The sequence below is a fragment of the Candidatus Manganitrophus morganii genome (genome assembly GCA_021651055.1).
Lineage (GTDB): Bacteria > Nitrospirota > Nitrospiria > SBBL01 > Manganitrophaceae > Manganitrophus > Manganitrophus morganii.
In genome coordinates this window covers 4,068,661-4,095,021 of record JAJHOH010000001.1, presented here as the reverse complement: position 1 = coordinate 4,095,021, position 26,361 = coordinate 4,068,661, and the positions used below count along the sequence as shown (strand labels likewise).

Annotated in this window: 24 protein-coding genes; 22 read left to right on the top strand and 2 right to left on the bottom strand. The window is 54.7% G+C overall.

Features of this window, described 5'->3' with window-relative positions; translation table 11 throughout:
• Positions 1–12: 12 nt before the first annotated feature.
• Positions 13–678 carry a hypothetical protein gene (locus MCM46_18835; GenBank protein MCG3113866.1) on the bottom strand — a complete coding sequence of 222 codons (666 nt, stop codon included), beginning with the start codon at positions 676–678 and terminating at the stop codon, positions 13–15.
• Positions 679–694: 16 nt separating this feature from the next.
• Positions 695–2,137, bottom strand: coding sequence for a HAMP domain-containing protein (locus tag MCM46_18830; protein ID MCG3113865.1), 1,443 nt, complete (start codon positions 2,135–2,137; stop codon positions 695–697).
• Positions 2,138–2,439: 302 nt separating this feature from the next.
• On the opposite strand from MCM46_18830, the gene lepA reads away from it, so the two are divergent.
• The 22 genes from lepA to MCM46_18720 all read left to right on the top strand — a co-directional run bounded on the left by lepA (position 2,440) and on the right by MCM46_18720 (position 26,277).
• Positions 2,440–4,290 (top strand): translation elongation factor 4, encoded by a 1,851-nt coding sequence (gene lepA, locus MCM46_18825; GenBank protein MCG3113864.1) that lies wholly within the window; start codon positions 2,440–2,442, stop codon positions 4,288–4,290.
• Between the two features lie 2 nt (positions 4,291–4,292).
• Positions 4,293–4,910, top strand: coding sequence for a signal peptidase I (gene lepB, locus MCM46_18820; protein MCG3113863.1), 618 nt, complete (start codon positions 4,293–4,295; stop codon positions 4,908–4,910).
• Between the two features lie 88 nt (positions 4,911–4,998).
• Positions 4,999–5,985 carry a D-glycero-beta-D-manno-heptose-7-phosphate kinase gene (rfaE1, locus tag MCM46_18815; protein MCG3113862.1) on the top strand — a complete coding sequence of 329 codons (987 nt, stop codon included), beginning with the start codon at positions 4,999–5,001 and terminating at the stop codon, positions 5,983–5,985.
• On the top strand, positions 5,982–6,791 hold the full coding sequence (kdsB, locus tag MCM46_18810; protein MCG3113861.1) for a 3-deoxy-manno-octulosonate cytidylyltransferase: 810 nt from the start codon (positions 5,982–5,984) through the stop codon (positions 6,789–6,791). The genes rfaE1 and kdsB overlap by 4 nt, the downstream gene beginning before the upstream one ends.
• Complete coding sequence (locus tag MCM46_18805; protein MCG3113860.1) at positions 6,788–8,410, top strand: CTP synthase; 1,623 nt, start codon at positions 6,788–6,790, stop codon at positions 8,408–8,410. The genes kdsB and MCM46_18805 overlap by 4 nt, the downstream gene beginning before the upstream one ends.
• A 93-nt stretch (positions 8,411–8,503) precedes the next feature.
• A complete protein-coding gene (gene kdsA, locus MCM46_18800; GenBank protein ID MCG3113859.1) occupies positions 8,504–9,334 on the top strand; it encodes a 3-deoxy-8-phosphooctulonate synthase in 831 nt (276 codons plus the stop codon).
• Positions 9,331–10,302: a KpsF/GutQ family sugar-phosphate isomerase gene (locus tag MCM46_18795; protein ID MCG3113858.1), complete on the top strand. Its 972-nt coding sequence runs from the start codon at positions 9,331–9,333 to the stop codon at positions 10,300–10,302. The genes kdsA and MCM46_18795 overlap by 4 nt, the downstream gene beginning before the upstream one ends.
• Positions 10,303–10,899 (top strand): HAD hydrolase family protein, encoded by a 597-nt coding sequence (locus tag MCM46_18790; protein MCG3113857.1) that lies wholly within the window; start codon positions 10,303–10,305, stop codon positions 10,897–10,899.
• An 18-nt stretch (positions 10,900–10,917) separates the two neighbouring features.
• Complete coding sequence (locus MCM46_18785; protein MCG3113856.1) at positions 10,918–11,835, top strand: lysophospholipid acyltransferase family protein; 918 nt, start codon at positions 10,918–10,920, stop codon at positions 11,833–11,835.
• Between the two features lie 58 nt (positions 11,836–11,893).
• Complete coding sequence (pgsA, locus tag MCM46_18780) at positions 11,894–12,436, top strand: CDP-diacylglycerol--glycerol-3-phosphate 3-phosphatidyltransferase (GenBank protein ID MCG3113855.1); 543 nt, start codon at positions 11,894–11,896, stop codon at positions 12,434–12,436.
• Positions 12,437–12,439: 3 nt separating this feature from the next.
• Entirely contained in the window at positions 12,440–13,036 is a 597-nt protein-coding gene (plsY, locus tag MCM46_18775; protein ID MCG3113854.1) for a glycerol-3-phosphate 1-O-acyltransferase PlsY, read from the top strand.
• Complete coding sequence (locus tag MCM46_18770) at positions 13,026–14,858, top strand: hypothetical protein (protein ID MCG3113853.1); 1,833 nt, start codon at positions 13,026–13,028, stop codon at positions 14,856–14,858. Before plsY ends, MCM46_18770 begins: the two co-directional genes overlap by 11 nt.
• Complete coding sequence (locus MCM46_18765; protein MCG3113852.1) at positions 14,849–15,994, top strand: DUF4388 domain-containing protein; 1,146 nt, start codon at positions 14,849–14,851, stop codon at positions 15,992–15,994. Before MCM46_18770 ends, MCM46_18765 begins: the two co-directional genes overlap by 10 nt.
• Before the next feature lie 480 nt (positions 15,995–16,474).
• Positions 16,475–18,571 carry a protein kinase gene (locus MCM46_18760; protein ID MCG3113851.1) on the top strand — a complete coding sequence of 699 codons (2,097 nt, stop codon included), beginning with the start codon at positions 16,475–16,477 and terminating at the stop codon, positions 18,569–18,571.
• 3 nt (positions 18,572–18,574) lie between these two features.
• A complete protein-coding gene (locus MCM46_18755; GenBank protein ID MCG3113850.1) occupies positions 18,575–19,927 on the top strand; it encodes a sigma 54-interacting transcriptional regulator in 1,353 nt (450 codons plus the stop codon).
• 311 nt (positions 19,928–20,238) lie between these two features.
• Positions 20,239–20,757 carry a hypothetical protein gene (locus MCM46_18750; protein ID MCG3113849.1) on the top strand — a complete coding sequence of 173 codons (519 nt, stop codon included), beginning with the start codon at positions 20,239–20,241 and terminating at the stop codon, positions 20,755–20,757.
• Positions 20,738–21,541 (top strand): protein phosphatase 2C domain-containing protein, encoded by an 804-nt coding sequence (locus MCM46_18745; protein ID MCG3113848.1) that lies wholly within the window; start codon positions 20,738–20,740, stop codon positions 21,539–21,541. Before MCM46_18750 ends, MCM46_18745 begins: the two co-directional genes overlap by 20 nt.
• Positions 21,542–21,664: 123 nt before the next feature.
• Complete coding sequence (locus MCM46_18740) at positions 21,665–21,865, top strand: hypothetical protein (protein ID MCG3113847.1); 201 nt, start codon at positions 21,665–21,667, stop codon at positions 21,863–21,865.
• Positions 21,862–22,119, top strand: coding sequence for a type II toxin-antitoxin system RelE/ParE family toxin (locus tag MCM46_18735; protein ID MCG3113846.1), 258 nt, complete (start codon positions 21,862–21,864; stop codon positions 22,117–22,119). The genes MCM46_18740 and MCM46_18735 overlap by 4 nt, the downstream gene beginning before the upstream one ends.
• Positions 22,120–22,278: 159 nt before the next feature.
• Complete coding sequence (locus tag MCM46_18730) at positions 22,279–22,953, top strand: hypothetical protein (protein MCG3113845.1); 675 nt, start codon at positions 22,279–22,281, stop codon at positions 22,951–22,953.
• Positions 22,954–22,976: 23 nt separating this feature from the next.
• Positions 22,977–25,607, top strand: coding sequence for a CHRD domain-containing protein (locus MCM46_18725; GenBank protein MCG3113844.1), 2,631 nt, complete (start codon positions 22,977–22,979; stop codon positions 25,605–25,607).
• Between the two features lie 262 nt (positions 25,608–25,869).
• Positions 25,870–26,277 carry a hypothetical protein gene (locus MCM46_18720; protein MCG3113843.1) on the top strand — a complete coding sequence of 136 codons (408 nt, stop codon included), beginning with the start codon at positions 25,870–25,872 and terminating at the stop codon, positions 26,275–26,277.
• Positions 26,278–26,361 lie beyond the last annotated feature (84 nt).

Here is a 26,361-nt window from a genome sequence, read left to right as displayed (position 1 = left end):
GGAAGAAGGGTGTCAAGGCGAGGAAGGGGGGGAAGAGAATGTCTCAAGGGTTTCCATTTTGACGCGGGCTTTATGAATATAGTCCTTTGCTTCCGCATGTTCAGGTTCAACAATCAAGACATCCTGCCAGGCGTAGACGGCATCTTGCAGCTCCCCTTGACGATAGAGAAGAATGCCTTTGTCGACAAGAATACGGATCAGTTGATCCAGATGCGTGGTGATCTCGTCGATCCGAAATGGGAGCTCTTGTTCCATCATTGGATCATTCTGGGAACGGAACAACTCGAGCGCCTCCTTCCAGGCCAGACCAGCCCTCAGGTACTCCTCTCGATGATAGAATTGGAGGCCGTTCTCATTTAACTGAATCAAACTTCGGGCGGTCTTTTCGCGTTCTTCTTTCAATTTTTTCTGCGCCGATCTGAGACCCAGGACTGCAGGTTGGCTGGAAGGATCGGCCCTGAGGACCGCCTCGAACTCGACGATCGCCTCTTTATGCTTCCCTTGCTTTAAGAGTTGTTGGCCCGCTTCCAGGCGCGGATTTGCCTTCCCGGACTCGGCAGACCCCGGAGACTTCGGAGCCTGCTCGACCCCTTGCGAATCTGTTTCTTTAGGAGAGAAATAAGCGCAAGAAGTAAACAGAGTTGCCCCCAAGAGGACAAAAAAGAAGAACGCTCTCAAACAAAACCTCATTTAACTAGATGAGTTTGTACTGTTCAGTGCCGAATTCAACGTTTTTTCGAAAGAGGGAATCGGTTCGGAATCCGACAACGACATAGACCTGAATCTCTTCGGATTTTCCACGAACCCGAGTCGGGGGAAGGGGGATCGCATCAAGAATTGATTCAAGACGTTTGTAGGTGCTCGCAGAGATCAAGATTTGGGTATGATAGCGCTTGTTCAGCTTTTCGATTCTCGCCGCCATATTGACGCTGTTGCCGATCACAGTATAAGCGAGCCGCTGCAGCGTGCCGACATTCCCGGCAATCACCTCGCCGGTATTGATTCCTATTCCGATTTCGATCTCAGGATAACCTTCCCGAATCCATTTTTGCTTGAGCAATTGGAACCGCTCATTCATCTCGATTGCCGCGCGAACGGCCCGTTCCTCGTCGTTCTCATGGCGGACGGGCGTTCCAAAAACGGCCATCACCGCATCCCCCATAAACTTATCCAATGTCCCCTCATATTTTTGAACCACTTCGACCACCGCTGCAAAATAGTCGTTCAAAATATGGACGACCTCGGAAGGCTCCAACTGTTCTGCTAAGGCAGTGAAATTGCGAACATCGGTAAAAAGGATCGTTGCTTCAGTCCGTGTCCCGCCCAATTGCAAGGTTTTTGGGTTTTGCAGAAAGGACTCCAAAATATTTTCCGAGACATATTGGGTGAATGCCTGCTTGATCAACTCCTTTTCCCGGAGGTTTCTCGACATTTCATTGAAGTTTGAAACCAAAAGGCCGATCTCATCATTCGACTTCATTTGAATCTGGGGGAAATCTCCCTCTGTGATCGCCTTCACCCCTTGAACCAGCCGACGGATCGGCTTTACGATCACATAAGCCAACAGCCACGCCCCCAACAGACCGACGCAGAGGGCGAGGAGAATGAAGAGTCTAATTTTCTTTTGAGATTGCGCCACCGTTTCGTAGATCGGTCTTTTAGAGAAACCAACATGAACCGAGCCGATCACCTGTTGACCGGCGAAGAGAATGGGGGTAATCACGTCAAGACGCTCCCTCCCGTCCAAATCGTGCGAAGTCAGCAGCTCGACCCCTCCCATAAGCTGCCGCTGTCCTCCCCCCACGGAAGGAGAATACGTCCGTCCTTGTTGCGTCATATCGGTATGAGCGAGAATATTTTGTTTTACATCGACGATGAAAATATAAAGGATGGCCGGATCTTTTGAGGCTTCGCTGATCATTGTTTCCAGGGCAAGCCGGTCTCGCGTTAAAATGGCCTCTTGGCTGTACTGGGCGATCCCCTGAGCGATCGAAGCCGCTCGGAGGGTCACCTCTTCGGTCAATGATTCGGTCATCAGTCGGGAGGTAATCAGATAGGAGAGAGAGAGGGTCAAACCAAGCAGGGCGCCGATGAGAAGCGAGAATTTGATTTTCAGGTTGAACTTTTTAAGTATCATAAAAGAAAGTAAAGAAAGAAATACTCCTTAAGCGGAGTTTATGTGAAAGATATTAAGCAAAAATGAAAACTTTATTAAAATGTTATTAAATTGTGCCCCCTTTTGCAAGAAAAATGAACGGGTTTCTTTGATCCCCTCGTTAGGGAAGCAGGGGCGTATTGCAATACGCCCCTACAAACGAACCCTGCGACGCACCTGTGTTCGGACGGTATTAAGGTGGAGGAGGTGGCAGGTCTCCTGCAGTAGAACCGTCGTTCGGGTCCATTTTAAAGTAAGGGTGAGCGCACTTTTCCCTTTTGACAATGGGGTCGAAAATCAATATAATTCTAAAGTTTATAGTTTTAGGGAAGTGCGACTTGCAAGAGTATATCAGAAATTTTTCGATTATCGCCCATATTGATCATGGAAAATCGACACTGGCCGACCGCCTGTTGGAGAAAACCGGGGCGGTCACCCCGCGAGAGTTCAAAGATCAGCTCCTCGACGATATGGATCTGGAACGGGAGCGGGGGATCACGATCAAAGCCCATGCCGTTCGGTTAAAGTACCGGGCGGACGATGGGCATGATTATATCTTCCATCTAATTGATACACCGGGACACGTCGATTTTACCTATGAGGTCTCCCGAAGCCTTGCCGCATGTGAAGGGGCCCTCCTCGTGGTGGATGCTACCCAAGGGGTGGAGGCGCAAACGATCGCCAACGCTTACCTCGCCATCGACAACAATCTTGAGATTATTCCTGTGATCAACAAGATTGATCTCCCCAGCGCCGACGTTGAGAAGACCAAACAGCAGATCGAGGATATCCTCGGCCTCGACGCCTCGGAGGCGATCCTCGCAAGCGCCAAAGAGGGGAAGGGGATCAAAGAGATCCTGGAGGCGGTCATCCGCCGGGTTCCTCCTCCATCGGGAAAAGTAGACGCGCCGCTTCGCGCGCTGATCTTCGATTCCTGGTTCGACAACTACCAGGGGGCGGTCGTCCTGGTCAAAGTGGTCGACGGAACGATCCGCAAGGGATCTCAGATTAAACTGATGTCGAACGGCATCGAGCACGAAGTTCTCTCCCTCGGCGTTTTTACGCCGAAAGCGGAAGAAGCGACCTCGCTCTCGGTCGGGGAGGTCGGTTGTGTGATCTCAGGCATCCGGAACGTCAGCGAGACCAAGATCGGCGACACGATCACCGACGCGAAACACCCCGCGACGGAGGCGATTCCCGGCTATAAAGAAGTCAAGCCGATGGTCTTCTGCGGCCTCTACACCATCGACACCGACCGCTACGAAGATCTGCGGGACGCGCTCGAAAAACTTCGACTCAATGACTCGTCGTTCAAATATGAGCCGGAGACCTCTTTGGCGCTGGGCTTCGGATTTCGATGCGGCTTCTTGGGCCTGCTCCATATGGAGATCATTAAAGAGCGGCTCGAGCGGGAATACCGGCTCTCCCTCATCAGCACGGCGCCGACGGTCGTCTACCGGGTGACCACGGTCAAGGGAGAGGTGCTTCACATCGATAATCCGGCGAAGCTCCCCGCGCCCAACCTGATCGCCGGTTTTGAGGAGCCTTTTATCGAGGGGGTAATCATCACGAAAGATGAGTTTTTGGGATCGATCATGAAGCTCAGCCAAGATCGGCGCGGGATACAGAAGGATATGAAATACCTCGATGTCGGACGGGTCATGGTGAAGTATGAGCTCCCGTTGAATGAGGTGATTCTCGATTTCTACGACCGCCTGAAATCGCTCTCGAAAGGATACGCTTCGCTCGATTATGAATTCATTGGCTACCGGGAAGCCGATCTGGTGAAAGTCGATATCATGCTCAACGGCGAAACGGTCGATGCCCTCTCTTTCATCGCAGCGAAGGATAAATCGCAGATCAGAGCGCGGCAGCTCGCCGAGAAGATGAAAGAGCTCATTCCCAAACAGATGTTCGAAGTCGCCATTCAAGCAGCCATCGGGAGCAAGATCATCGCGCGGGAGACCGTCAGCGCCATGAAGAAGAATGTGACCGCCAAGTGTTACGGCGGAGATATTACGCGAAAGAGGAAATTATGGGAGAAGCAGAAGGAAGGCAAGAAAAGAATGAAGCAGGTCGGCCGGGTGGAGATCCCACAGGAAGCCTTTCTTGCAGTCCTGAAAGTTCAGGATTAGCCTTGCCTGAAGAGAACAAGCTGAAATCGACGATTCGGGAGTACGCCGAAACGCTGGTCATCGCCATCATCCTGGCGTTGGTGATCCGGACGTTCGTCGTGCAGGCGTTTAAGATTCCGTCGGGCTCGATGATTCCGACGCTGAACATCGGCGATCATATCTTGGTGAATAAATTCATCTATGGAGTTCGTCTCCCCTTTACCGACGTGACATTGATTCCGATCCGGGAGCCGCATCGAGGCGATATCATCGTCTTCCGTTTCCCGAAAGATGAGTCGAAAGATTTCATCAAAAGGGTCGTGGGGCTTCCGGGAGATACCATCGAGGTGAAGAATAAAGAGGTTTACCTGAACGGCCAGAAACAGGACGAATCGTACGCCATCCACGAGGACGACAATCCGGCGCACTCCGTGCCGGATCGGGATAATTTCGGCCCGGTCTCCGTTCCGAAAGACTCCTATTTCGTCATGGGAGACAACCGCGACCATAGCCTCGATTCGCGCTTTTGGGGATTCGTCGACTTCTCCAAGATCAAGGGCCAGGCCTTTATCATCTACTGGTCGTGGGATGGCGAGGCGAGTTGGGTCCGTTGGAACCGAATCGGAAAATTGATCCATTAATTGCGACGTCAATTAGGACTCCCAGGGTATGTCCTCCTCTCGACGGAAAAAGAAAACCGCCTCTCCTTCACAAGGGAACAGTCCAGCCATGACCGAAGCGGCGTCTAAAAAAGAGCTTCGGCCGTACCTCGATCGGTTCGATGGACATCGTGTCCTGGTGGTCGGGGACCTGATGCTCGATCACTACATTTGGGGAAACGTTCAGCGGATTTCTCCCGAAGCGCCGGTTCCGGTCGTGAACGTGCTGCGGGAGTCGGTGCTGCTCGGCGGTGCCGGAAACGTGCTCCACAATATCCTCACGCTGGGGGGCCGGGGACTTTTGTGCGGCGTCATCGGCGCCGACGAAGCGGGACGGTGGTTGTCCGAAGAGCTGAAGTCCAAAGGGGTCGAGATTAGCGGGATTGTGGTCGAGGAAGAGCGGCCGACCACCAAAAAGACGCGGATCGTCGCCCACCAACAACAGGTCGTCCGGTTCGATCACGAGAAAAAGGGCGAAATTTCAAATAAAACTGAAAAGAAGTTCATCCAATTCATTAACGACCAACTCGACCGGATCGACTGCATGGTGATTTCCGATTACGCCAAGGGGGTCATTACCGAAGGTCTTTTGGAATCGATCCTCCCCCTGGCACTCCGGCGAGGTATCCCGGTCGTCGTCGATCCCAAAGTCCACCATTTCTCTCTTTATAAAAAAGTCACGGTCGTCACCCCCAATCATCTGGAAGCCTCACAGGCGTCGGGGGTTGATATTGAAGACGAGGCAACCCTCCACCAAGCCGGGAAAGCGCTCTTGAAAAAGCTCGGCTGCCAGGCGGTCCTGATCACGCGCGGGGAGCAGGGGATGAGCCTCTTTGATAAAAGCGGGGAGACCACCCATATTCCGACCGAGGCAAGACAGGTGTTCGATGTCACCGGCGCCGGCGATACGGTGGTCAGCACCCTGGCGCTCGCCGTCTCGGCCGGGGCGCCGCTGCCGGCCGCGGCGCGGCTGGCCAATCATGCCGCCGGCGTGGTCGTCGGGATGGTCGGAACGACGGCAATCGAAAAAACGATGCTGAAGAAAGCCCTCTCATGAAAATGACCGCGGATTCGGTTTTGGTGGTCATCCCGGCGAGATATCCCTCCACCCGGTTTCCGGGAAAACCGCTCGCCGACCTGAACGGAAAACCGATGATCCAGCATGTCTGGGAGCGGGCGACGGCGGCAAAGCGCCCGAACCGTATCCTGGTTGCAACGGATGACGAACGGATCGCTCAAGCGGTCCGACGCTTCGGCGGGGAGGTGATGATCACCTCGTCGGATCACCGAACCGGGACCGAGCGGGTGGCGGAGGTCGCCGCGCAATTCCCCGCTTTACAGGTCATGAACCTTCAAGGCGATCTCCCCCTCTTTCAGCCCGCAACGCTCGACCGGCTGATTGAAAGCGGCGGCAAATTGATTCAACGAGGGGAGGCCGACTTGATCACGGCCAAATCGGCGATCACAAACGAGGAAGAAGTCTTCTCCCCGCATTCGGTCAAAGTGGTTTCGAATGAACGGGGAGAGGCCCTTTATTTTTCGCGATCTCCCATCCCTCACGTTGAAAAAGATGCATTCTCACAAAGAGTGGCATTCACCTTTTATAAACATTACGGTATTTATCTCTACCACAAAGATTTTCTCCTCCGCATCGCCAAATCGCCGGAGGGAAGCTTAGAGAAGATGGAGCGGCTTGAGCAGCTCCGCGTTCTGGAACAGGGGGGAAGGGTCCGCGTCCTTGAAATCGAAAGGGAAGAAGCTCGCTTTTTCTGGGAGGTCAATACACCGGAAGATCTGGTCAAAGCGAGAGAGATTTTAAATGCCGACTCCTCACGCAATTTAGCACTCGGAGGGTTCCAGTGAAGAAAAAGCAAACCAAAACCAAATACATCTTCGTGACCGGCGGCGTGGTCTCCTCCCTTGGGAAGGGTCTCTCCGCCGCGGCAATCGGGAATCTGCTCGAATCCCGCGGGCTCTCGATCACTTTTCTGAAACTGGACCCCTATATCAACGTCGATCCCGGCACGATGAATCCTTATCAGCACGGCGAGGTCTTCGTCACCGACGACGGCACGGAGACCGATCTTGACCTGGGGCATTACGAGCGCTACACCTCGGCCAGGATGTCGAAGAAGAACAACTACACCACCGGAAAGATCTACAACAATGTCATCACCAAAGAGCGGCGAGGCGATTATCTCGGCGGGACAGTGCAGGTCGTTCCCCACATTACCGATGAGATCAAGCGCTGCATCAAGGCGGTCGGGAACGGAATCGATGTGGCGATCGTCGAAATCGGCGGAACGGTCGGCGACATCGAAAGCCTCCCGTTCCTGGAAGCGATCCGTCAATTTCCGTTCGATATCGGAAGAGAAAATGTCCTCTACATTCACCTCACTCTGGTCCCGTTTATCAAGGCGGCCGAGGAGTTGAAGACCAAGCCGACCCAGCACAGCGTCAACAAGATGCGCGAGATCGGCATTCAGCCCGACATCCTCCTCTGCCGGACCGACCGGTTTATCTCGACAGACCTCAAAAAGAAGATCGCCCTCTTCTGCAACGTCGAGCAAGAGGCGGTCATTACCGCGAAAGATGTCGACAGCATCTATGAAGTGCCGCTCGTTTTCCACCAGGAAAAACTGGACGAAACGATCGTCAAAAAATTGAAGCTGAAGGCAAAAGCGCCGCAGTTTAAGAGCTGGGAGAAAATCGTTCAGGTCATCAAACATCCGCAGGATGAAGTCCAAATCGCCCTCGTCGGGAAATATGTCGACCTCAAAGATTCGTACAAGAGCCTTTGCGAGTCGCTGATCCACGGCGGAATCGGAAACAAGGTGCGGGTCGTGATCGACTGGGTCAACAGCGAGCGGCTTGAAGACGAAGGGGTCGAGCCGGTCCTGAAGGGATCCCACGGCATCCTCGTGGCGAGCGGCTTCGGAAACCGGGGAATCGAGGGGAAGATCTCGGCGATTGAATACGCGCGGGAGCGGGAAATTCCCTTTTTCGGCATCTGTCTCGGGATGCAATGCGCGGTCATCGAGTTTGCCAGACACATTGCGGGGCTCTCCAAGGCAAACAGCTCCGAATTCGAACCGAAAAGCCCCGACCCGGTGATCGATCTGCTTCCCGATCAGCGCCACGTTCAAGAGAAGGGGGCGACGATGCGGCTCGGCGCCTACCCCTGCCGCGTGGAGAAGGGAACGAAAGCCTACGAGGCCTATCAGCAGACCGAGGTCTCCGAGCGGCACCGCCACCGATACGAATTCAACAACCAGTACCGGGAGCTTCTGACCAAACAGGGACTCGTCCTTTCCGGTTTATCCCCGGATGGGAAGTTGGTCGAGATCATCGAGCTGGCGGATCACCCCTGGTTTCTCGCCGTTCAGTTCCATCCCGAGTTTAAATCGCGGCCGCAAGAGCCGCATCCCCTCTTCCGAGAGTTCATCAAGGCTTCACTGAAGCATAAACGCGCCGGGGGCTGAGAAAATTTTTCATTGTTCATTTTCCATTTTCCATTTATGATTGGCAAATGACACATGACCAATGGAAATGATAAACCGCTTTTAGGAGAAGCAATGCCTTACTCGGTTGAGATTGGAAAGATGCGATTTGGGGAGGGAGATTTTTTCCTCATCGCCGGCCCCTGCGTCATCGAAAACGAAGATCTCGTCTTAAAGACGGCGGAGATAATCGCCCGGATCGCCGCCGCGCACAAGGTTCCGCTCATCTTCAAATCCTCCTATGACAAAGCGAACCGGACCGCCGTCAGCTCCTTCCGGGGAATGGGAATGGAAGAGGGGCTGAAAATCCTCCAAAAGGTGAAAGAGACAATCGGCGTTCCGGTCCTCTCCGATGTTCATGGGCCTGAAGAAGCGACCGCCGCCGCCGAGGTCCTTGATGTGCTGCAGATCCCGGCCTTTCTCTGCCGGCAGACCGATCTGCTCCTCGCCGCCGGAAAAACCGGCAAGGTCGTCAATGTGAAGAAGGGACAGTTTCTCGCCCCCTGGGACATGGCCAACGTGGTCGAGAAGCTGGAGTCGACCGGGAACCGGAAAATCTTCCTGACCGAGCGGGGCGCCAGCTTCGGATATAACAATCTGGTCAGCGACATGCGCTCTCTGGTCATCATGCGGCGGACCGGCTATCCGGTCGTCTTCGACGGCACCCATAGCGTCCAGCTGCCGGGAGGGGGAGGGAAAGTCTCCTCCGGCCAACGGGAGTTCGTCCTGCCGCTGACGCGGGCCGCCGTGGCCACCGGATGCGACGGCCTCTTCCTGGAGGTGCATCCCTCTCCGGACCAGGCCCCCTCCGACGGACCGAACATGATCGATCCGGCGCAGCTCGATCAGCTGCTCGGGCAGGTCGGTCGAATTCTCGAAGCGCTCCGGGAAAGGAAAACCCCATGATCTTGGAAGAAGGCAAGCGGGTCCTCAGAATCGAGGCCCAGGCGATCACCGATCTGATCGATCGAATGGACGGCCGATTTGTCGAGGCGGTCGAGCTTTGCTACAACAGTAAAGGCCGCATCGTGGTCGTCGGCATGGGAAAATCAGGGTTGATCGGGAAGAAAATCGCGGCAACCCTCGCCAGCACCGGCACCCCGGCCTTTTTTCTTCATCCCGCGGAGGGGATCCACGGTGACCTCGGCATGGTCTCGAAAGAAGATGTCGCCCTTCTGATCTCCAACAGCGGGGAGACCGAGGAGATCCTTCGAATCTTGCCGTCGATCAAGCGGATGGATCTGAAAATGATCACCCTGACGGGGAATATTAAATCAACTTTGGCGAAGATGAGCGATGTCGTCCTCGATATCTCGATTCGGGAAGAGGCCTGTCCGCTGGGGCTGGCGCCGACGGCGAGCACCACCGCCACCTTGGCGATGGGAGATGCGCTGGCGGTCGCGCTCCTTCAGCAGCGGGGATTCCGAAAAGAAGACTTCGCCTTCTTTCATCCCGGCGGCACCCTCGGGCGACAACTTCTGCTCAAGGTCGAAGATGCGATGCACGTCGGGAACAACATTCCGAAAGTGGCCGAGGAGACGCCGATGAGAGAGGTCGTCCTGGAGATGACCGCCAAAAAGCTTGGGATGACGACCGTGTTGAACGCCGCCGGAAATTTGGCGGGGGTGATCACCGACGGGGATCTTCGCCGGCTGATCAAAAAGATCGATCACGAAGGGCGGGATATCTTTTCCCTGCCGGCGCGCGAGGTGATGAATCGGAGTCCGAAAACCATCTCAAAAGAAGCGCTGACGGCGCAGGCGATTCACATGATGGAATCACACGCGATCACGACCCTCGTGGTGGCGGGGTCCGACGGGCATGTCGACGGCATCCTTCATCTTCATGATCTCCTCAAAAAAGGGGTCGTCTAAGTGAAGCGCCGGCCGGTCCCCCTTTCTCAGCGACGGCAGAAGGCGATGCGAATCCGCTATCTCCTTCTTGATGTCGACGGGGTGATGACCGACGGAACCCTCTATTTTGATGAGAACGGACGGGAGATCAAAGGGTTTTCGATTTATGACGGCCACGGCATCCGGCTCTTGCAACGGGCGCGGATCGGGGTCGGGATCATTTCGGGCCGTTCGTCTGCCGTGGTCGCCTGGCGGGCCAAAGAGCTCGGCATCGAGGATGTGCATCAGGGAAGCCGGGACAAAGAGGCCGCATACGAAATGATCAAAGCAAAACATCGTCTGCAAGATGAAGCGGTCGCATTCATCGGGGACGATCTCATCGATCTTTCTTTGCTTCGGAGGGTCGGCTTTTCGATCGCGGTCGCCAGCGCGGTCGATGCCGTCAAACAGGAAGTCGATTGGGTCACAAAAAAAAGGGGAGGGGAGGGGGCCATTCGGGAAGTCATCGATTTCATCCTCTCCGTTCAGGCTTCAAAAAAAACAAAACATGAAAGGGAAAAGACAGAAGGCGGAAAAGAAAACGACGCATTTTTTTTACCCCACACACCGCCTGCCTGACGTCATCTAGGGCCGCTTATGAAAATTTCTAAAAAACTGGTCCGCTCTTTTATCTTTGCTGCATTAGCCTCGGTTGCTTTTTTGACCCGGCCGCTCTCCTGGAAATGGGGGGTTCGCCTCGGCGGCATGATCGGCACCCTTCTTTATTACCTTCTCCGGAGAGAAAGGGCCAAGTCGCTGGAGGGGCTTCGGATCGCTTTCGGCTCCGATAAACCGGAGCGGGAGCTCCACCAGATTCTGAAAAAGAGTTTTCAAAATCTGGGGAAGGGGCTGATCGAGATCATCAATTTCGGAAACCTGAAGCCCGAGCAGATCGAGTCGTTGATTACAATCGAAGGGGAAGAGTATCTCAAAGAAGCCGAGTGCGAGGAAAATGGAACGATTCTGATTACCGGCCACCTCGGCAATTGGGAGCTGATGGCGGCGGCGCTGTCGCTTCGCGGCTATCCGCTCCATGTGATTGCCGCCCCCCTTTACGACCCGCGCATCGACGAATGGATCGTGCAACATCGATCCCGCTTTCAGGTGGAGACGATCAGCCGGGGAAGTCCCTCTTCGTCAAAAAAAATCTTAGGCGTTCTGAGAAAGAAAGAAATCCTCGGTCTTCTGATCGATCAGGACACCAAGGTCAACGGCGTCTTTGTCAATTTTTTCAACAAAAAAGCCTACACCCCGGCCGGCGCCGCGGAGCTCGCGCTGCGAAGCGGGGCGGCGACGATGATGTGCTTTATCACGCGGCTTCCGAACGACCATCATCGGATCAGCATCGAGAAACCGATGACCCTGGTGCAGAGCGCCGAACATTCAAAAGACGTCGAGATCAATACGGCGCGCTTTACCTCCCGAATTGAAGAGCACATCAAACAGTATCCCGACCAATGGGTCTGGATGCATCGACGCTGGAAAACGAAGCCGGAGAAAAATGGTCCAGAATAAGAGTGATATCCATCCCGCTTCCGCCCCCATCCCAAAACAACACGTCAACGGATCTGTCATGAATCTGCCGAATATCCTCACCATGATCCGGGTCGTGCTGATCCCGTTCTTCATCTTTTTCTTCTCGCGGCCGTCCACCTCATCGGCGATCATTGCCGCAGTGATTTTCCTGGTCGCCTCCTTGACCGACCTCCTCGACGGCTACTTTGCCCGCCGGCGGAAGGAGGTGACCCAATTCGGAAAATTCTTGGATCCGGTCGCAGATAAACTTTTGATCGTGTCCGCCCTGATCCTGCTGGTCGCGAACGGCCGCGTGCCGGCCTGGATCGCCATCGTCATCATCGGGCGGGAATTCGCCGTGACCGCTTTCCGGGCGATCGCTTCCTCCGAAGGGGTGATCATCGCCGCGGAGGGGACGGGGAAATACAAGATGTTCCTTCAGACGGTCGCGATTATTTTCTTGATCACCGACCTCCCCGCGTTCTATTTTCATGAGATCGGACTGTTCCTTCTCCTGATCGCGACGGCGCTCGCCATCTACTCCGCCGGACAATACTTCATCAAATTCGGCCGGCAGGTGAATTTGATGAAGGTCAAATAGACGATGCTGATTGAATTCGGATCGGTGATCATCGCCTACCTCGTCGGATCGATTCCGGTCGGCCTTCTGATCTCGAAATTCAGCGGGGGGGTCGACCCCCGGCAGGCGGGAAGCAAAAACATCGGGGCAACCAATGTCATGCGGGTGGCGGGGAAGAAAGCGGCCGCCTTGACCCTGATCGGCGATCTCCTCAAGGGGCTTCTCCCGGTCGCCGCCGCCCGGCTTTTTAATCTTCCGGAAGAAGGACTTCTTCTGGTCGGTCTCTCGGCCATCCTGGGTCACATCTTCCCGGTATACCTCAAATTCAAAGGGGGAAAGGGGGTCGCCACCAGCTTCGGCGTTTTTTTGATGATCGCCCCCCTTATCGCCCTCATCGCCCTGCTGATTTGGATCGCAGGGATCTCCTTTAGCAAATATTCCTCGGTGGGCGCCCTCTCGGCGTTTGCGGCCCTTCCCTTCCTGGCGGTTCTCCTAAAACCAGAAATGAAATTTGTCCTCTTCTCCACCATAATTTCAATTTTGGTGTATATTCGACATAAGGAGAACATTCAGCGGCTGATTGCCGGTCGGGAAGAGCAGGCCCATCGCAATGAAGGATAAAATCATTTTTCTATGGGTGGTCTTTATTTTATCGACCCCCTCGGTTACGACAGCGGAAGCGCCCGCTGTGATCGCAGAAACCGCTGTCGCGGAAGAGATCCCGGTCGCGTCCGTGCCGGCTCCGGAACCGGCTCCGCCCCTTTCTTTTGAAGAGATCCTAAAATCGGGCCAGATCAACACCTTTAAAACCGACCGCGGGATCGAGCGATCCGATTTGGCCGCCGGTTACCTCCTCTTGAAAGCGGAGGAAGCGATAAAGAGGGGCGATCTCGCCGAGGCGGAGCAGATCGGGGAGGCGGCCGCTGCCTTCTCCCCCGCTTCGCCGGCACCCCACTTTTTTCTCTCCCACCTCATCTGGACAAGTCGCAAGACCGATCTTCCCGCGATGGTCAATCACTACTTCACGGCCCTTCAACTGACAATCAATGATTTTTGGTTTTCTCATTCGATCGCCGGGACCTTTCTGATATTATCCTTTTTCGCAATCCTTCTTGCGTTGTTGACCTTTCTGCTCTTTTCGTTCTTCTCATACAGTCCGCTCTGGATTCATAAGATCTATGAAGGATCACGAGGATATTTCCATCCCGTCGCGGCGGGCCTCTTTTTCGCCGGCGTACTTTTTATTCCTTTCGTCTTCGGCCTTTCGATTTTATGGTTCCTCTCGGTCTCGTTTCTCCTCTTCTGGGGATTTTACAGCCGCTCCGAGAAGGGAATCGCCGTTGTTTTTCTGAGCGCCGTCGGGTTATCCGTCTGGAGCCTTCCCCTTCTTCTCACCTTTTTTACGGCGAAAAGTCCGATGTTGAATCAGATGGTCCGAAACCATCAGGAAGATTTTTACTGGTCGCCGCCGGAAATCGATCCGGCCGAACCGGATTGGCGGGGGGCGGTGATCCATGCTTCTTTTCAGACGCAAAAAGGAGATTACCGCCGGGCCGAGGAAATTTATCAAGAAGCCCTTGATGAACGCCCTGGGATGGTTTTAAACAATCTCGGCAATCTTGCTTTCTATTTGAAAGAATATCCCCGGTCGATCGATCTCTATCGGCAAGCGCTGAACGCCGAATCGGGACTCGTTTCGGCCCACTACAACATGAGTCTCGCCTATCGGGAGATGCTCTCCTTTGAGGAAGGTACCCGAGAGTATGAAATCGCCAAAACACTGGATAACGGCAGGGTGGAAGGCTACACGCGAAAAAGCGTCCAGTTCCCCAATTTTCCCTTGATCGACGAGCGATTCGAAAAGATGGACCTCTGGCGCCAGGCGGTGACGCCCCATCCGGACCAGATCGCTCATGCCGAGAAAATCTGGCAGGGGATGGCCGGAAAGATCCCCCTTCACCGATCCGCGGTCGTTGCCCTCCTGCTGTTTTTCGGACTGGGAATATCCTCATTCCTTTTCGAGCGATTCTACGACGCCTCTTTTTGCGCCCTCTGCCACAAGGCGATCTGCAATCGGTGCCGGAGGACCCTCTTAAGTTATCATCTCTGCGGACAGTGCGGAACCCAGTTCAAATCGATCAAGAAAAGTGATATGGCCCTTCTGGAGTCCGAGGAAAAAAAGGTTCCTCGCCAGCTCTTTCCTTTCTTCCTCTTTCCCGGCGGCGGGCATTTCGCCATGAAGCGGGCCGTGGTCGGATTTATCCTTTTATCTCTTTTCTACTTCTTCGCCGGTTATCTCTTTTTCGGCGAGGTTCTCTTTTCATCAACGCATTGGCACCTACACAGCGGCCGATGGATCTGGGGTCCCGTCGCAATGGTGCTTCTCTACATCGCGTCGACACTCGACCTGATGCGTATTTGGAGCAATGAATCATGGCTCTAGAAGGCTCCATCGAAGAGTTCGGACTTCCCGAGATCTTCCAGATGATCCTCCTTCAAAAGAAAGAGGGGGTTCTGAGGCTGACCCGCGAAAAGACCACCCTCTTCATCGAGTTCAACCAAGGGCAAATCATCTCCGCGGGAGATGGAGAAGGAGATGCGCGGCTCGCCGACAATCTGATCAAAGCGGAGAAGATCAGCAGCGATCAATTGAAGGCGCTTCTCAGGGCGCAGAAAAGGGACAACCAACCGCTTGCGCGGGCCCTGGTCCAAGCGGGACACCTTCCGGCCGACGCGGTCAAAAAACTAAATCGAATCCTCACCGAAGAGACGGTCTTCTCGCTCTTCGAATGGAAATCGGGGAGTTATAAGTTTGAGGCCAAAGACACATCGTACGATTCCCAGCTCATCGAGCCGCTGAGCACCGACTCCATCTTGATGGAAGGGGCGACGCGGACCGATGAATGGCCCCTCCTCAAAAAGAGAGTTCCCTCCACCGAGATGGTCTTCGAGGTGCTCCCCAAAGAGCCCCCCCCGGCGCCTGCCGATGAGGCGTCTGAAAAGAAGGAGGAAGACTCCTTCGAATCGATGGCAAACCTCTCCGAGCCGGAGGAAGAAGAAGGGGCCTGGCTGCTCCCCTGGATCGACGGGAAACGGACGGTCCAGGAGATCGTCGATCATGCGCAGAGTGGGACCTTTCCCGTTTTCAAGGCGCTCAGCGAGTTGATCTCTCAAGGAAGGATCAAGGCAAAGGAAGAGTCGTTAAAAAGCCAGCGCAAGAAGTCGGGCTTCACATTTAAAGAGCTCTCCAGGCAGCAGCAGATTATCCGAATCATTTTTAACAGCATCACCATCGCCGCAATGGTGATTTTTTCAATTGTTGCCTTCAAGTCGGTTTACGTAACCCTTTCCAATGCCGTTCAGCCGATTCTGGAGATGAGGACCCTCCGGGCGGGAATCGAGCGGGACAACCTTCTCTTTGCGCTCGATCTTTATTATTTGAGATACGGCCGGTATCCTGATGCGCTTCAACAGCTCGCGACGGAAGGGTTATTGAATTCAAAAAGGGAGCGGCGAATTGATTTATCAAAGTGGAAGTATGAACTAACCGGAAATACCTTTCGCTTGTCCTCTCTTTAAAAACCTCTAAAACTTTACATAATATATATTATCAGACATTACTTGTCACAATCATCAGTTCTTGTCCTTATCTTTCCTTATCTTCTTTTTTCGTTTCCGTTTTTCTGGGTGCCGGCTCTTGAACATTTCGATTGTGGTCTTCTTTTCCTCGATTAGATGTGGGAAATGGACCGACAATGTAGTCGTCACCGGCGATCTTCACTCGGCATCCCGTTATTGTTGAGACGATCAGAAGAAAAACAAGAAGAAGCGCCGTGTTTTTTGTCAATCGCTCTTTCCGGATAACATCTTTTTCCTCGCTCTTATGAAATTCAGGATGTGAAAATAACAAGACCAATATGAAACGTCAAAGCACTGCTTCCCCTCCTCCCCCCACAAATTCAGTTGAAATCCCGTCAATTTTGGGGTATGAATACAGGCAGTCTACAAGAAGTCTGAACCGAAACGTCAACCGATTCATCACCTTTCAGCGGCTCTCCGATGGAAAACCAGCTTTTTTCAGGTAAATACGAAATCCAGGGGGAGATCGCGCGCGGCGGCATGGGGATCGTCTACAAGGCGGTCCACAAATCGCTCAATCGAATCGTCGCTCTCAAAGTCCTTCACGCCCAATACACCGGCGACACCTCCTTTGTAAAACGCTTTCAGCGCGAGGCCCGCGCCATGGCCCGGCTGGACCATGAGAACGTCATCCGCGTCTACGACGTTTCGGAAGATCAGAACGCGCAATACATCGTCATGGAGTTCTTTCCGGGAAAGGACCTCAAGCAGGTCATCCTGGAGAAAGGACCCCTCTCTCTGGAGCAGGCGCTCTCGGTCGCCCTGCAGATGGCGGAGGCGCTCGCCTATGCCCATGCGCAAGGAATTGTCCACCGGGATATCAAGCCGAGCAACGTCATGGTCGACAGCCGGGGAAGGGTGAAGCTCGCCGACTTCGGCATTGCCGCCGCCACCGACGAAATCTCCGTGACCGCCACCGGCCAGATCATCGGCACCCCGGAGTACATGTCGCCGGAGCAAGCGCGCGGAGAAGCGATGGACGGGCGGAGCGATCTCTACTCGCTCGGCATCGTCCTCTATGAAATGCTCACCGGAACGACCCCGTTCGAGCGGCTCTCCCGGATGTCGATCATCGCCAAGCTGATTTACGAGCCGCAGGAATTCAACCTCACCTTCCCCGATCATATCCCCTCCCCCATTCAAACGCTCGTCCAATCGCTGCTGAGAAAACAGGCGCAGGAGCGTGTTTCGGACGCGGCAACTTTGATCGAGAAGATCCGGAATCTCGGAAATGAGAATTCCGACGAAGATACCCTCGACCGGACGATGACGCGGGCGATCTCCCTCCCTTCGGACGCCACGCCGGCGCCGGGACAACCGGTCGACGAAGAAGAATCGACGGCGATGCTTCCCGGACGAACGGATCCGAAGAGAAGCGGAGAGTTCGCTTCTCCCAAAACGCCCCCTCCCCTTCAACGTCCGCCGACCGGAAAGTTCACCCCGGTTCCCTTACCGGGATCCGACTTGCCCGAGAAAACGCATACCCTCTCCCCTCCTCCCCCGTCGGGCCAGACTCACGCGGGTCAAGGGCAACGATTGCTCCCGATCTTCGCCGGCGTCGTTGGATTGGTCGTCCTGATCGTTGGAGGGGTCTACTTCTTTTCTTCTGATTCGGAATCGGCTCCCGAGCCGGTGGCGGCAGTTTCCCCGCCCCCACCGCGTCCGGTGGAGCAGCCGGTCGCGCCGCCTGAACCGGCGCCGGCTCCCCTCCCGGTCAGCACCCCCGCCCCTCCGGAGCCGAAACAGGAAGATCCGATCGAGGCCGCGCAGGCGAAAGCGAATGAGATCGAGACCGAGGCACGGAAAGCACAGAGCAACGTCTCCGAATCCAATTTCGAGGCCGATCGGCTCGATGCCCGCCATCGCGCCTCCCAGCTTTATTTGCATGCAGCCGACTTGGAAAGGAAAGGGGCCAAAGCATTCCAAAAGGGAAGCGAATTGATGAACCGGAAACAATATGAAGAGGCCGGCGCGACGCTGGAAGAGGCAAAAGACTTCTTCGTCCGCGCCGACCAAGGGTTCAAAAAGGCGAAAGAGGAGGCGCAGACGCAACTCGCCAAGGCGACCTCCGCGCCAAGCCCCAAACCGATGAAGACGCCGAAGGCCGCCACGGAAAATCCCGCCAAAGCCTCCGGCCCGCCCCCCTCAGCCGAGACGAAGATCGCAAAACAGACCCCGCCGCCGGTTGTTCCGGCGCGGCCCGATATCGAGGTGGTCGGCGAAATTTTATCGAAGTTGAAGAAAGCCTACGAAGGGAGGGACATGGCCGCCCTGATGCAAATCAGCAATCTCTCCGACGGCCGGACCCGCATCCTGCAAGAGATCTTCCGCGACCATCCGGTCGTCAAAGTCTCCATCGCCAACTTTTCGCTCGCCGGAGAGCTGGCTTCCGCCAATGTGGTGATCACCCGGCTGGTCGACCAAAACGGCAAGGTCGTCCCCCCCCCGGACGAATGGAAGCAGAGCAAGGTGCTCATTCGAAAAGAGGGAGCGGGCTGGGGGAAGGTGCTCTGGTAAGGCATGCTTGAATTCAAAGTCTATCTCGATAAAAAGCTCATTCAGCGCTCGCTCCTGTCCAAAGGTGAAATTACCGTCGGCCGCTCTTCCGAGAACGATCTGGTCCTCCCCAATCAACACGTGTCACGGCTTCATCTGGTGATTGCGCAGGAGGGGGACGCTTTCCGCCTGGAAGACCGGAGCTCGAACGGCGTTCTCCTCGACGGGAAACCGGTCGCCGGATCAACCCTTCTTCCCTCGCAGTGCAAGTTGGGGGTCTACCCGTTCGAGATCGACTGCTCCCGTCGGCAGGAGGATCACACCGTCCCCATTCCGAAGAAAACACCCCACGCCGTCCTGCAAGAAAAAGATCGACGACAAGAGGCCTACTCTTCCAACGCTCCTCTCCGCAGCCATTTCGGAATCTTGATCGGAGAGAGCCCGTCGATGCAGCAGATCTACCGCCTCATCGAGGATGTCTCGGGTCATCCGGTCACCGTCCTGATCCGGGGAGAGCATGGGACCGGAAAGGAGCTGGTCGCCCGGGCGATCCACGAGGCAAGCGCGCGAAGAAACGAGCCGTTCATCGCCGTCAACTGCGCCGCCATCCCGCTCGATCTGATCGAAAGCGAGCTGTTCGGACATGAAAAAGGGGCCTTCACCGGGGCTCAAACCACACAGAAGGGAAAAATCGAGGAGGCCGATAAAGGAACCCTTTTTCTCGACGAGATCGGCGAATTGAGCCCGGCCGCCCAGGCGAAGCTTCTCCGCTTCCTCCAGGGAAAGGTCGTGATGCGGCTGGGAAGCGCGCGCGAGACCCCGGTCGATACCCGCGTCGTCGCCGCGACCAACAAAGATCTGGAGCGGGCGGTCGAAGAGGGGACCTTTCGCGCCGATCTTTACTACCGGATCAAGGTCGTTCAGATTCTCCTCCCTCCCCTGCGGGATCGAAAAGAAGATATCCCCCTTCTCGCCGCCCATTTTATCGAGCGGCTCGGTGAGGAATTGAACCTGCCGGCCAGGCCGGTCTTGACCGATGAAGCGCTCCATCGCCTTCAGGCCGCCGATTGGCCCGGCAATGTCCGACAGATGGAGAACGCTTTCTACAGCGCGCTCGTTCGCTCCCGATCCCCCCAGCTTCTGGACGAGACCCTTCTTTTCGATTCAGAGGCCTGGAACAGCCCCGCAGAGATGGAAGACGAAGCCCCGCTCGATGCCATTTCGAAAGAGCTGCTCCTCAAGATCCTCAAAGAGAGCAGCTGGGATACCGCCAAGGCGGCGGAGACATTGAAGGTCAGCCGGGGAACCGTCTACTACAAGCTGAAAAAGTATGGGATCAACCTCCGCGAAGCGGCAAAACGAAGCGCCAACATGTGACCTTCTTCCGCCCAAATATCATCTACGACTTTAACTTTTTAGGGGCACCTGCATTCTTCCTCATTTCAACTCTTTAAACCCTCATTTCAAAAATTTGAAATCCAATGCGCCGGACGTTGAACCTGCCTTCGTTGACTTTCTTCCTGACAAATACGAAACTTCTCTTTAATTCATAAGGTTAGGCTGCATTTCTCTCCGACTCCCCGTCTCTTTCCCCCTCGGCATATCCTTTGCTTTTCCTTCTCAACAGAAGTGGATCGCTGGACAAGCGTGCAACCTGCTCCTCTCGTTCGAATTGGAAAACGCCATTGATGTTCAGATCAAATAAGATCGGCCGACTTACCCAGGTTATCTCTTTTTTCCTTTTTTCACTCATCATCGTACTCGACGTCGATTCCTCCCGGGCGGCCTCGCTCGACTTTGGTTGGGGAACGCCGATCGAGGTCAAAGAAAAGATCGCAAAGAAGGGCCATTACCACGATCTCGCCTGGCCGATTCAGATCAGCAACGGGACCGGCAAGCGGTGGCTTCCCCGTCTCGATATTGTCGCGGTGACCGATACGGGAAAGCAGTACACCCCGACTCCGACGAGGAAGGTTATTCTTTCCGAAGAGATGGCGAGCCTGGCCAATCTGGAGAGCCATCTCTTTCCGTCGGTCACACGCAAGGCGGTCGTTGTTTTTGAGAAGATCGATTCGGCGGCAAAGGTCATTCACTTTTATGTCGGCGGATTGGTCGATGTTCCCGAGCGGGAGATGAAATACCTTCGGATCACCTACAAACGCGCCCCGTCGGGATGGATATGGGAGGATGCCGGTGCTTTGGAATAGTCTTAAAAATCACTTCAAAAGAAATGAGGAGAAAACCGGCGGAAAAACCGAAAGCGCCGGTTTGACCGATATCGGCTCAAGACGGGCCCACAACGAAGACGCGCTCTTTCTCTCGGACGAAGCCGGCCTTTATCTGGTGGCCGACGGGATGGGAGGCCACTCCTTCGGGGAGGTCGCAAGCAGAATGGCGGTGGAAACCGTCTCGAAAAAATTCCTCTCTTCCAGCAGAGAAAAACCGGCCTCTCTGCTGACGGAGGCGATTCAGGAAGCGAACAACCGGATTTATCAGTTTTCCCAGGAGAAGGTGAAAGTTTTCGACGGAACGGAGACCCTGACCGGCCCCGGGACCGTCGGAACGACGATTGTCGCCCTGGCCCTCTCCGGGGAGACAGCCATCATTGCGAATGTGGGAGACAGCCGGGCCTACCGCCTGCGGAACGGCCGCCTCGCGCTGCTGACGCAAGATCACACCCTTGCCGCGATGCAGCCCCCTTCGGGAAAGGCCGCTCCAGCGACCCTCCCCTCCAAATTGAAGCACATTCTGACCCGCGCGGTCGGCGTGGAGACCAAAGTCAAAATCGACCTTCTGGAAGAGCCTCTCCAACCGGGCGATCTCTTTCTCCTCTGCTCAGACGGCCTCACCAATATGGTTTCCGACGCGCGCATCGCGGAGGTCCTCTCCTCCCCTTCCTCGATCCAATCGGCCTGCGACATCCTGATCAAAGAGGCCAACCGAAACGGCGGAAAAGACAATATTACCTGCGTTTTGGTGCGCTCCAGATAATCGGCCTCATTCGACATGCTCTCTATATCAATATCAGCCGACCCTCGGTCCGAAGAATGATTGACCGCGAATAGGACCTCCAGTACAATAACGGGTGAACGCTCATTTGAGGAGGAAGAACCGATGCCAGCCACAGTCACGCTTCAGGTGAAGCCCGAAGAGATCATTACGGCGGTCAAGGGGATGAAGAAGAGAGCGAGAGAGGCCTTTTTAGAGGATCTCTTGGCCGCGACTTCTCCAGAGTATCTTGAAAGCATCAAGCAGGCGAGGGCCGATTACAAGGCAAAGCGGGTAAAAACACACGAAGAGATCTTTGGCCGGTGACCTATCGACTCATCTATACCCGGAAAGCCGAAAGAGACATTAAGGCGCTCACCTCCCCGATTCGAGAGAGGATCGGCAAAGCACTCCTCCGGTATTGCAAAGATCCGTTCAAACATGCTGAAAAATTGACTGATTCTATTCTGGGAAGCTACCGCTTCAGAATAGGCGATTATCGTGTGGTATTCGATATCGAAGAAGACGAGATTGTTGTTCTCAGGGTGGGGCATCGGAGAGAAATTTACCGAAGAAAGTAACCCGCACTCTGTCGCTCCATTCCCTACCCGGTCCCCTCCATTTTTGGCGCATCCAAACTTAATTTCATAAATCATCCCTTCCAAGCATTTTTTGATTGACTTGCCCTTCAAACCCTGGTAGTTTTCACTTCCTACACAACCCATCCATACGGGTCTTATATGAAAAACAGAGCATTGCTCCTCAGCTTCATCGCTTTTTATACCTTTCTCGTCATCCCGACCGCGCCCCTGTGGGCCCAATCCCTCAGACTGATCGCCGATACAGACCTGGCCGCTCCCACAATCCAGCACGAGCCCCCGGCGCAAACCTTCCGATCGGGCGAATCGGTGAATGTTCAGGCGACCATCGTCGATAATACGGAAATCAAAGAGGCGACCCTCTTCTACCGTACGATCGGAACCGACGAGTACTCCTCCATCAACATGGAACGGCTGCCGAAAGGGACCTTCTCGGTTTCCATCCCGAAGGACGATATCGCCGAGCCCGGCCTCGAATATTACATCCAGGCCGCCGATCAAGCCGGAAACATCGCCCTACGAGGCTTCTCCTTCTCCCCGCTCACATTGACCGTGACCCCCGCGACCCCCGAAAAGAAGGGAACCGAAGAGGCCTTCACTGAGAAAGTCTTCCCTGCGGAAGAAAAACAGACAGCGCTGAAAACAGATGCCTCCCCCGAGAAACCCTGGTACAAGAAATGGTGGGTCTGGGCCGTTGCGGGGGTTGTTATGGTCGGCGCGGCCGCAGCCGGAGGGGGCGGCGGTGGAGGGGGCGGTGGCGGCGGTGGCGCAGGGGGACAAACCGGCACCGCAACCGTTTCAGGACCAACCCCTTAACAATAGAGGTAACCGTTTCTTTTATGCTCTCTTTTAAATTCAAATTTCCCTTCACCTCGATTCTTACCGGACTGTTCGTCGCCCTTTTCCTGATCGGTTGCGGCCAAACCGGCGATCGGCAGACCACGATCGGGCCCGGCGCGGCGGACAACTTCTCCTCCCCGATTCCCGCACCGTTGGAGAAACTTCGGACTGGGCTGAATGCGAAGGTGATCGTCGATGGGGGAACCCCCAACGTCCAAATCATCGATCTGCAAGTCGATACGCAAAACGACCGGGTCGTGGGAACCATCCCCAACCTTCCCGTCGGACCGCACACGTTTGAGATTCAGTATTTTATCGATAATGCTTTAATCGCCACCGCTCCCGCCGTGACGATCACGATCCAGGCCAATGCCGACACCCCGGTTCCCTTCGACGCCGGGGCGCTTGTTTACCCCGACACCGACAACGACGGCTTCACCAACCTCAACGAGGTGGAGATCTTCGGATCCGCCAGCGATGCCTGGACGAATCCCAATCTTAAACCTGAGGTTTCCGTGGTCGTGAATCCTCAAACGGCGATTCTCCCCCCCAACGGGGTTCAGACCTTTACGGCAGCCATCGCACAAAATGCAAATCAGGGCGTCACCTGGAACGTCGAAGGGGGAGATGCAAACGGTACGATCACGCCGGGCGGCACCTATACTGCTCCCGTGACGCCAGGGACTCATAATGTGGTGGCAACCAGCCAGGCCGACCCTACGAAAAGTACAACGATAGCCGTGGCTGTGGTTAAACCGGCGACAATCGACCCAACTTTCGATTCAGATGGCATCGTCAGCACCCCTCTCGGAAGTAGCAGCTCTATCACCGGTTTGGCCGTTCAAACAGATGGGAAAATCATTGCAGTAGGCCAGTCCAACTTGAGTGGGTCTCATTTCACTCTGGTCCGGTACAACCCTGACGGTAGTCCTGACACCACATTCGGCACCAATAATGATGGAATTGTCACTACTACGATTGGGGCCTCCAGCATTGCAAGGAATGTTGCCCTTCAGACTGATGGAAAGATCGTCGTGGGAGGAGACTCTGCAAACCAATTCGCTCTGGCTCGTTATAACTCCGACGGAACCCGAGATTCCACTTTCGGCAACGACGGCATTGTTACCACGACCATTGGAAGTTCCAGCTTCGGTCTTGACCTGGTGATTCAAGCCGACGGCAAGATTATCCTAGCAGGACAAACTAACCCCGTCGGGGGGGGAGCAGTTACCTTTGCCCTGGCCCGGTTTAATACCAACGGCAGCCCGGATACAACCTTTGACACCGACGGTATCGTCACTGCCCCCGCTGGAGAAGTGCGTGCAGTCGCTCTTCAAGCTGATGGAAAAATAATCGTAGCAGGACGATCTGCGAACCATTTCACCCTGGTCCGATATAATGCCAATGGTACTCTCGATACAACTTTCGACACGGATGGTATCGTCACGACCATTATTGGAACAACAAATAGCATCATTCTTGACTTAATTATTCAGCCCAACGGTAAAATCGTTGCATTAGGACAATCAAATAGCGGCGGAGTAACGACAGTCGCCTTAACAAGGTACAATGAGAACGGCAGCCTCGACAATACATTTAGTACCGACGGAATCGTGACGACCGCCATTGCAGTCAGCACCCTCAGTTACCAAGCGGTCGCCCTTCAGGCAGACGGCAAGATCCTTGCTGGAGGAAATCTTTCTCTAGCACGGTTCAACATCGATGGTACTCTCGATAATACTTTCGATACTGACGGCATCCTTGCAATAACGATCGGGACCGGCATTCTTGCCTTTGACATGGATCTTCAGGCCGACGGCAAGGTCATCGTAGGAGGACAGCTTAGCAGTCATTTCACTCTTGGCCGCTTCCAAACCGCCGCCCCTTCGGTTTTATTACGGGCAAACCTCACCGGCGATCAGGAAATCCAGACAACACCTGTAACGACATCTGCTACTGGATCGGCCACATTTATAATCAGCCCTGGACAGACTGAAATAACCTATACGCTCTCTGTCTCGGATCTCGGCTTCAGAGAAATCACAGCGGTCCAAATTCACCTGGCATCAAGAGGGCAAGGCGGCGGCGCCGTCCTTTCCACCCTCACCGCCAGCAGCTTTATCAGCCCATTGACTGGAAGATTGACCCCCTCCGACCTGGAACCCAGCGCCAGGCTGGTGGCAGGTATCGGGACCTTTTCCGATCTGATTAAGGCCATGCGGGAGGGAAGAACCTATGTCCACGTTCATACCGCGTTCCATCAACTCGGTGAAATCCGTGGTCAAATCGAGACACCTCCTCCGACCCTGGCCGCCCTTCAAGCTCAGATTTTTACGCCAAAGTGCGCCAGCTGCCATAACCCAGCCGAAGTGGGCGGCGTGACAGCCAATCTCTTCCTCGATTCTCAGCAAACCTCTTTTGAGAACCTCGTGAATGCGGCGAGCACTCAGAGCCCTACCTTCAAAAGGGTTGAGCCGTTCAAACCCGATGAGAGCTACCTCATCCACAAACTCGAAGGAACCGCTGCGGCACCATTCAATACTCAAATGCCTCTCGGCGGGCCTTTCCTCTCCGCTGAAGAAATTAAATTAACCCGGGATTGGATATCCGGCGGCGCCAAAAACGACTGATTCCGCGCCTTCGGAACCTTCTCCCTCGACCGAGTTATTTCCTTCGAGCTATGTAGCCCATTTCACAACAATGCCCAAAAAATGCCCCGTTTTTACCCTTATTTATCCCTCTTCACCTGAAGAAAATCTCTAATTTATTAATTTAATTCCAGAAATTTCTTCGGGAGACCACTGGCATGTCTTTTGCGATATGGAATGGATTGTTATGTTCCGTTGAACACCGTGATGTCATCGGGCTTTCATTCCGTAAAGGTATTGAAGCATGTCGCTCGGAGTCGTTCGAAAGTTCACTTCTATCTTGGTGGGAATCGCCGCCCTGCTCGTCCTGAGCGGATGCGGGAAGGAAGGTCATTCCGCGGAATCGACCCCGCCGGGCCTCTTTATCGATTCGACGACGGAAAAGTTTTTACAGAAAGCGTTCGACGAAACAAAAGCCTGCGCCGGGATGACCGAGGGGAAATATGAGGACGTTTCCGTCATCCTGATGCCGCCGGTTTTCCCCTGCCCGCACTATGCCGACGGATGCAGCGGCGAGTACGTTCGCCCCAATTCATTTAAGGTGGGAACCCTCTCCGTCTGGCGCCATGAAGTTTTGCACTACCTTCTGGACCTCAAAAACGGCGACCCGGACGTCTCCCACTCCAACCCTCTCTTTAGAGAGTGCACCTAGATTAGAACTCGGCATTTTCCTACCCCGTCATCTCTCAATGATTGTCCCTTAATGCTGGTGCAGATCGCAAACCTCGTGTAAAAT

What these genes read in the sequence shown, in the direction of transcription:
- MCM46_18740 (MCG3113847.1), top strand. Translation starts at nt 21,665, where the DNA reads ATGCCAGCCACAGTCACGCTTCAGGTGAAGCCCGAAGAGATCATTACG.
- MCM46_18830 (MCG3113865.1), bottom strand. Translation starts at nt 2,137, where the DNA reads ATGATACTTAAAAAGTTCAACCTGAAAATCAAATTCTCGCTTCTCATC.
- pgsA (MCG3113855.1), top strand. Translation starts at nt 11,894, where the DNA reads ATGAATCTGCCGAATATCCTCACCATGATCCGGGTCGTGCTGATCCCG.
- MCM46_18795 (MCG3113858.1), top strand. Translation starts at nt 9,331, where the DNA reads ATGATCTTGGAAGAAGGCAAGCGGGTCCTCAGAATCGAGGCCCAGGCG.
- kdsB (MCG3113861.1), top strand. Translation starts at nt 5,982, where the DNA reads ATGAAAATGACCGCGGATTCGGTTTTGGTGGTCATCCCGGCGAGATAT.
- MCM46_18720 (MCG3113843.1), top strand. Translation starts at nt 25,870, where the DNA reads ATGTCGCTCGGAGTCGTTCGAAAGTTCACTTCTATCTTGGTGGGAATC.
- rfaE1 (MCG3113862.1), top strand. Translation starts at nt 4,999, where the DNA reads ATGACCGAAGCGGCGTCTAAAAAAGAGCTTCGGCCGTACCTCGATCGG.
- MCM46_18785 (MCG3113856.1), top strand. Translation starts at nt 10,918, where the DNA reads ATGAAAATTTCTAAAAAACTGGTCCGCTCTTTTATCTTTGCTGCATTA.
- lepA (MCG3113864.1), top strand. Translation starts at nt 2,440, where the DNA reads ATGGGGTCGAAAATCAATATAATTCTAAAGTTTATAGTTTTAGGGAAG.
- MCM46_18770 (MCG3113853.1), top strand. Translation starts at nt 13,026, where the DNA reads ATGAAGGATAAAATCATTTTTCTATGGGTGGTCTTTATTTTATCGACC.
- MCM46_18760 (MCG3113851.1), top strand. Translation starts at nt 16,475, where the DNA reads ATGGAAAACCAGCTTTTTTCAGGTAAATACGAAATCCAGGGGGAGATC.
- MCM46_18730 (MCG3113845.1), top strand. Translation starts at nt 22,279, where the DNA reads ATGAAAAACAGAGCATTGCTCCTCAGCTTCATCGCTTTTTATACCTTT.
- MCM46_18765 (MCG3113852.1), top strand. Translation starts at nt 14,849, where the DNA reads ATGGCTCTAGAAGGCTCCATCGAAGAGTTCGGACTTCCCGAGATCTTC.
- kdsA (MCG3113859.1), top strand. Translation starts at nt 8,504, where the DNA reads ATGCCTTACTCGGTTGAGATTGGAAAGATGCGATTTGGGGAGGGAGAT.
- MCM46_18745 (MCG3113848.1), top strand. Translation starts at nt 20,738, where the DNA reads ATGCCGGTGCTTTGGAATAGTCTTAAAAATCACTTCAAAAGAAATGAG.
- MCM46_18755 (MCG3113850.1), top strand. Translation starts at nt 18,575, where the DNA reads ATGCTTGAATTCAAAGTCTATCTCGATAAAAAGCTCATTCAGCGCTCG.
- MCM46_18750 (MCG3113849.1), top strand. Translation starts at nt 20,239, where the DNA reads ATGTTCAGATCAAATAAGATCGGCCGACTTACCCAGGTTATCTCTTTT.
- plsY (MCG3113854.1), top strand. Translation starts at nt 12,440, where the DNA reads ATGCTGATTGAATTCGGATCGGTGATCATCGCCTACCTCGTCGGATCG.
- MCM46_18725 (MCG3113844.1), top strand. Translation starts at nt 22,977, where the DNA reads ATGCTCTCTTTTAAATTCAAATTTCCCTTCACCTCGATTCTTACCGGA.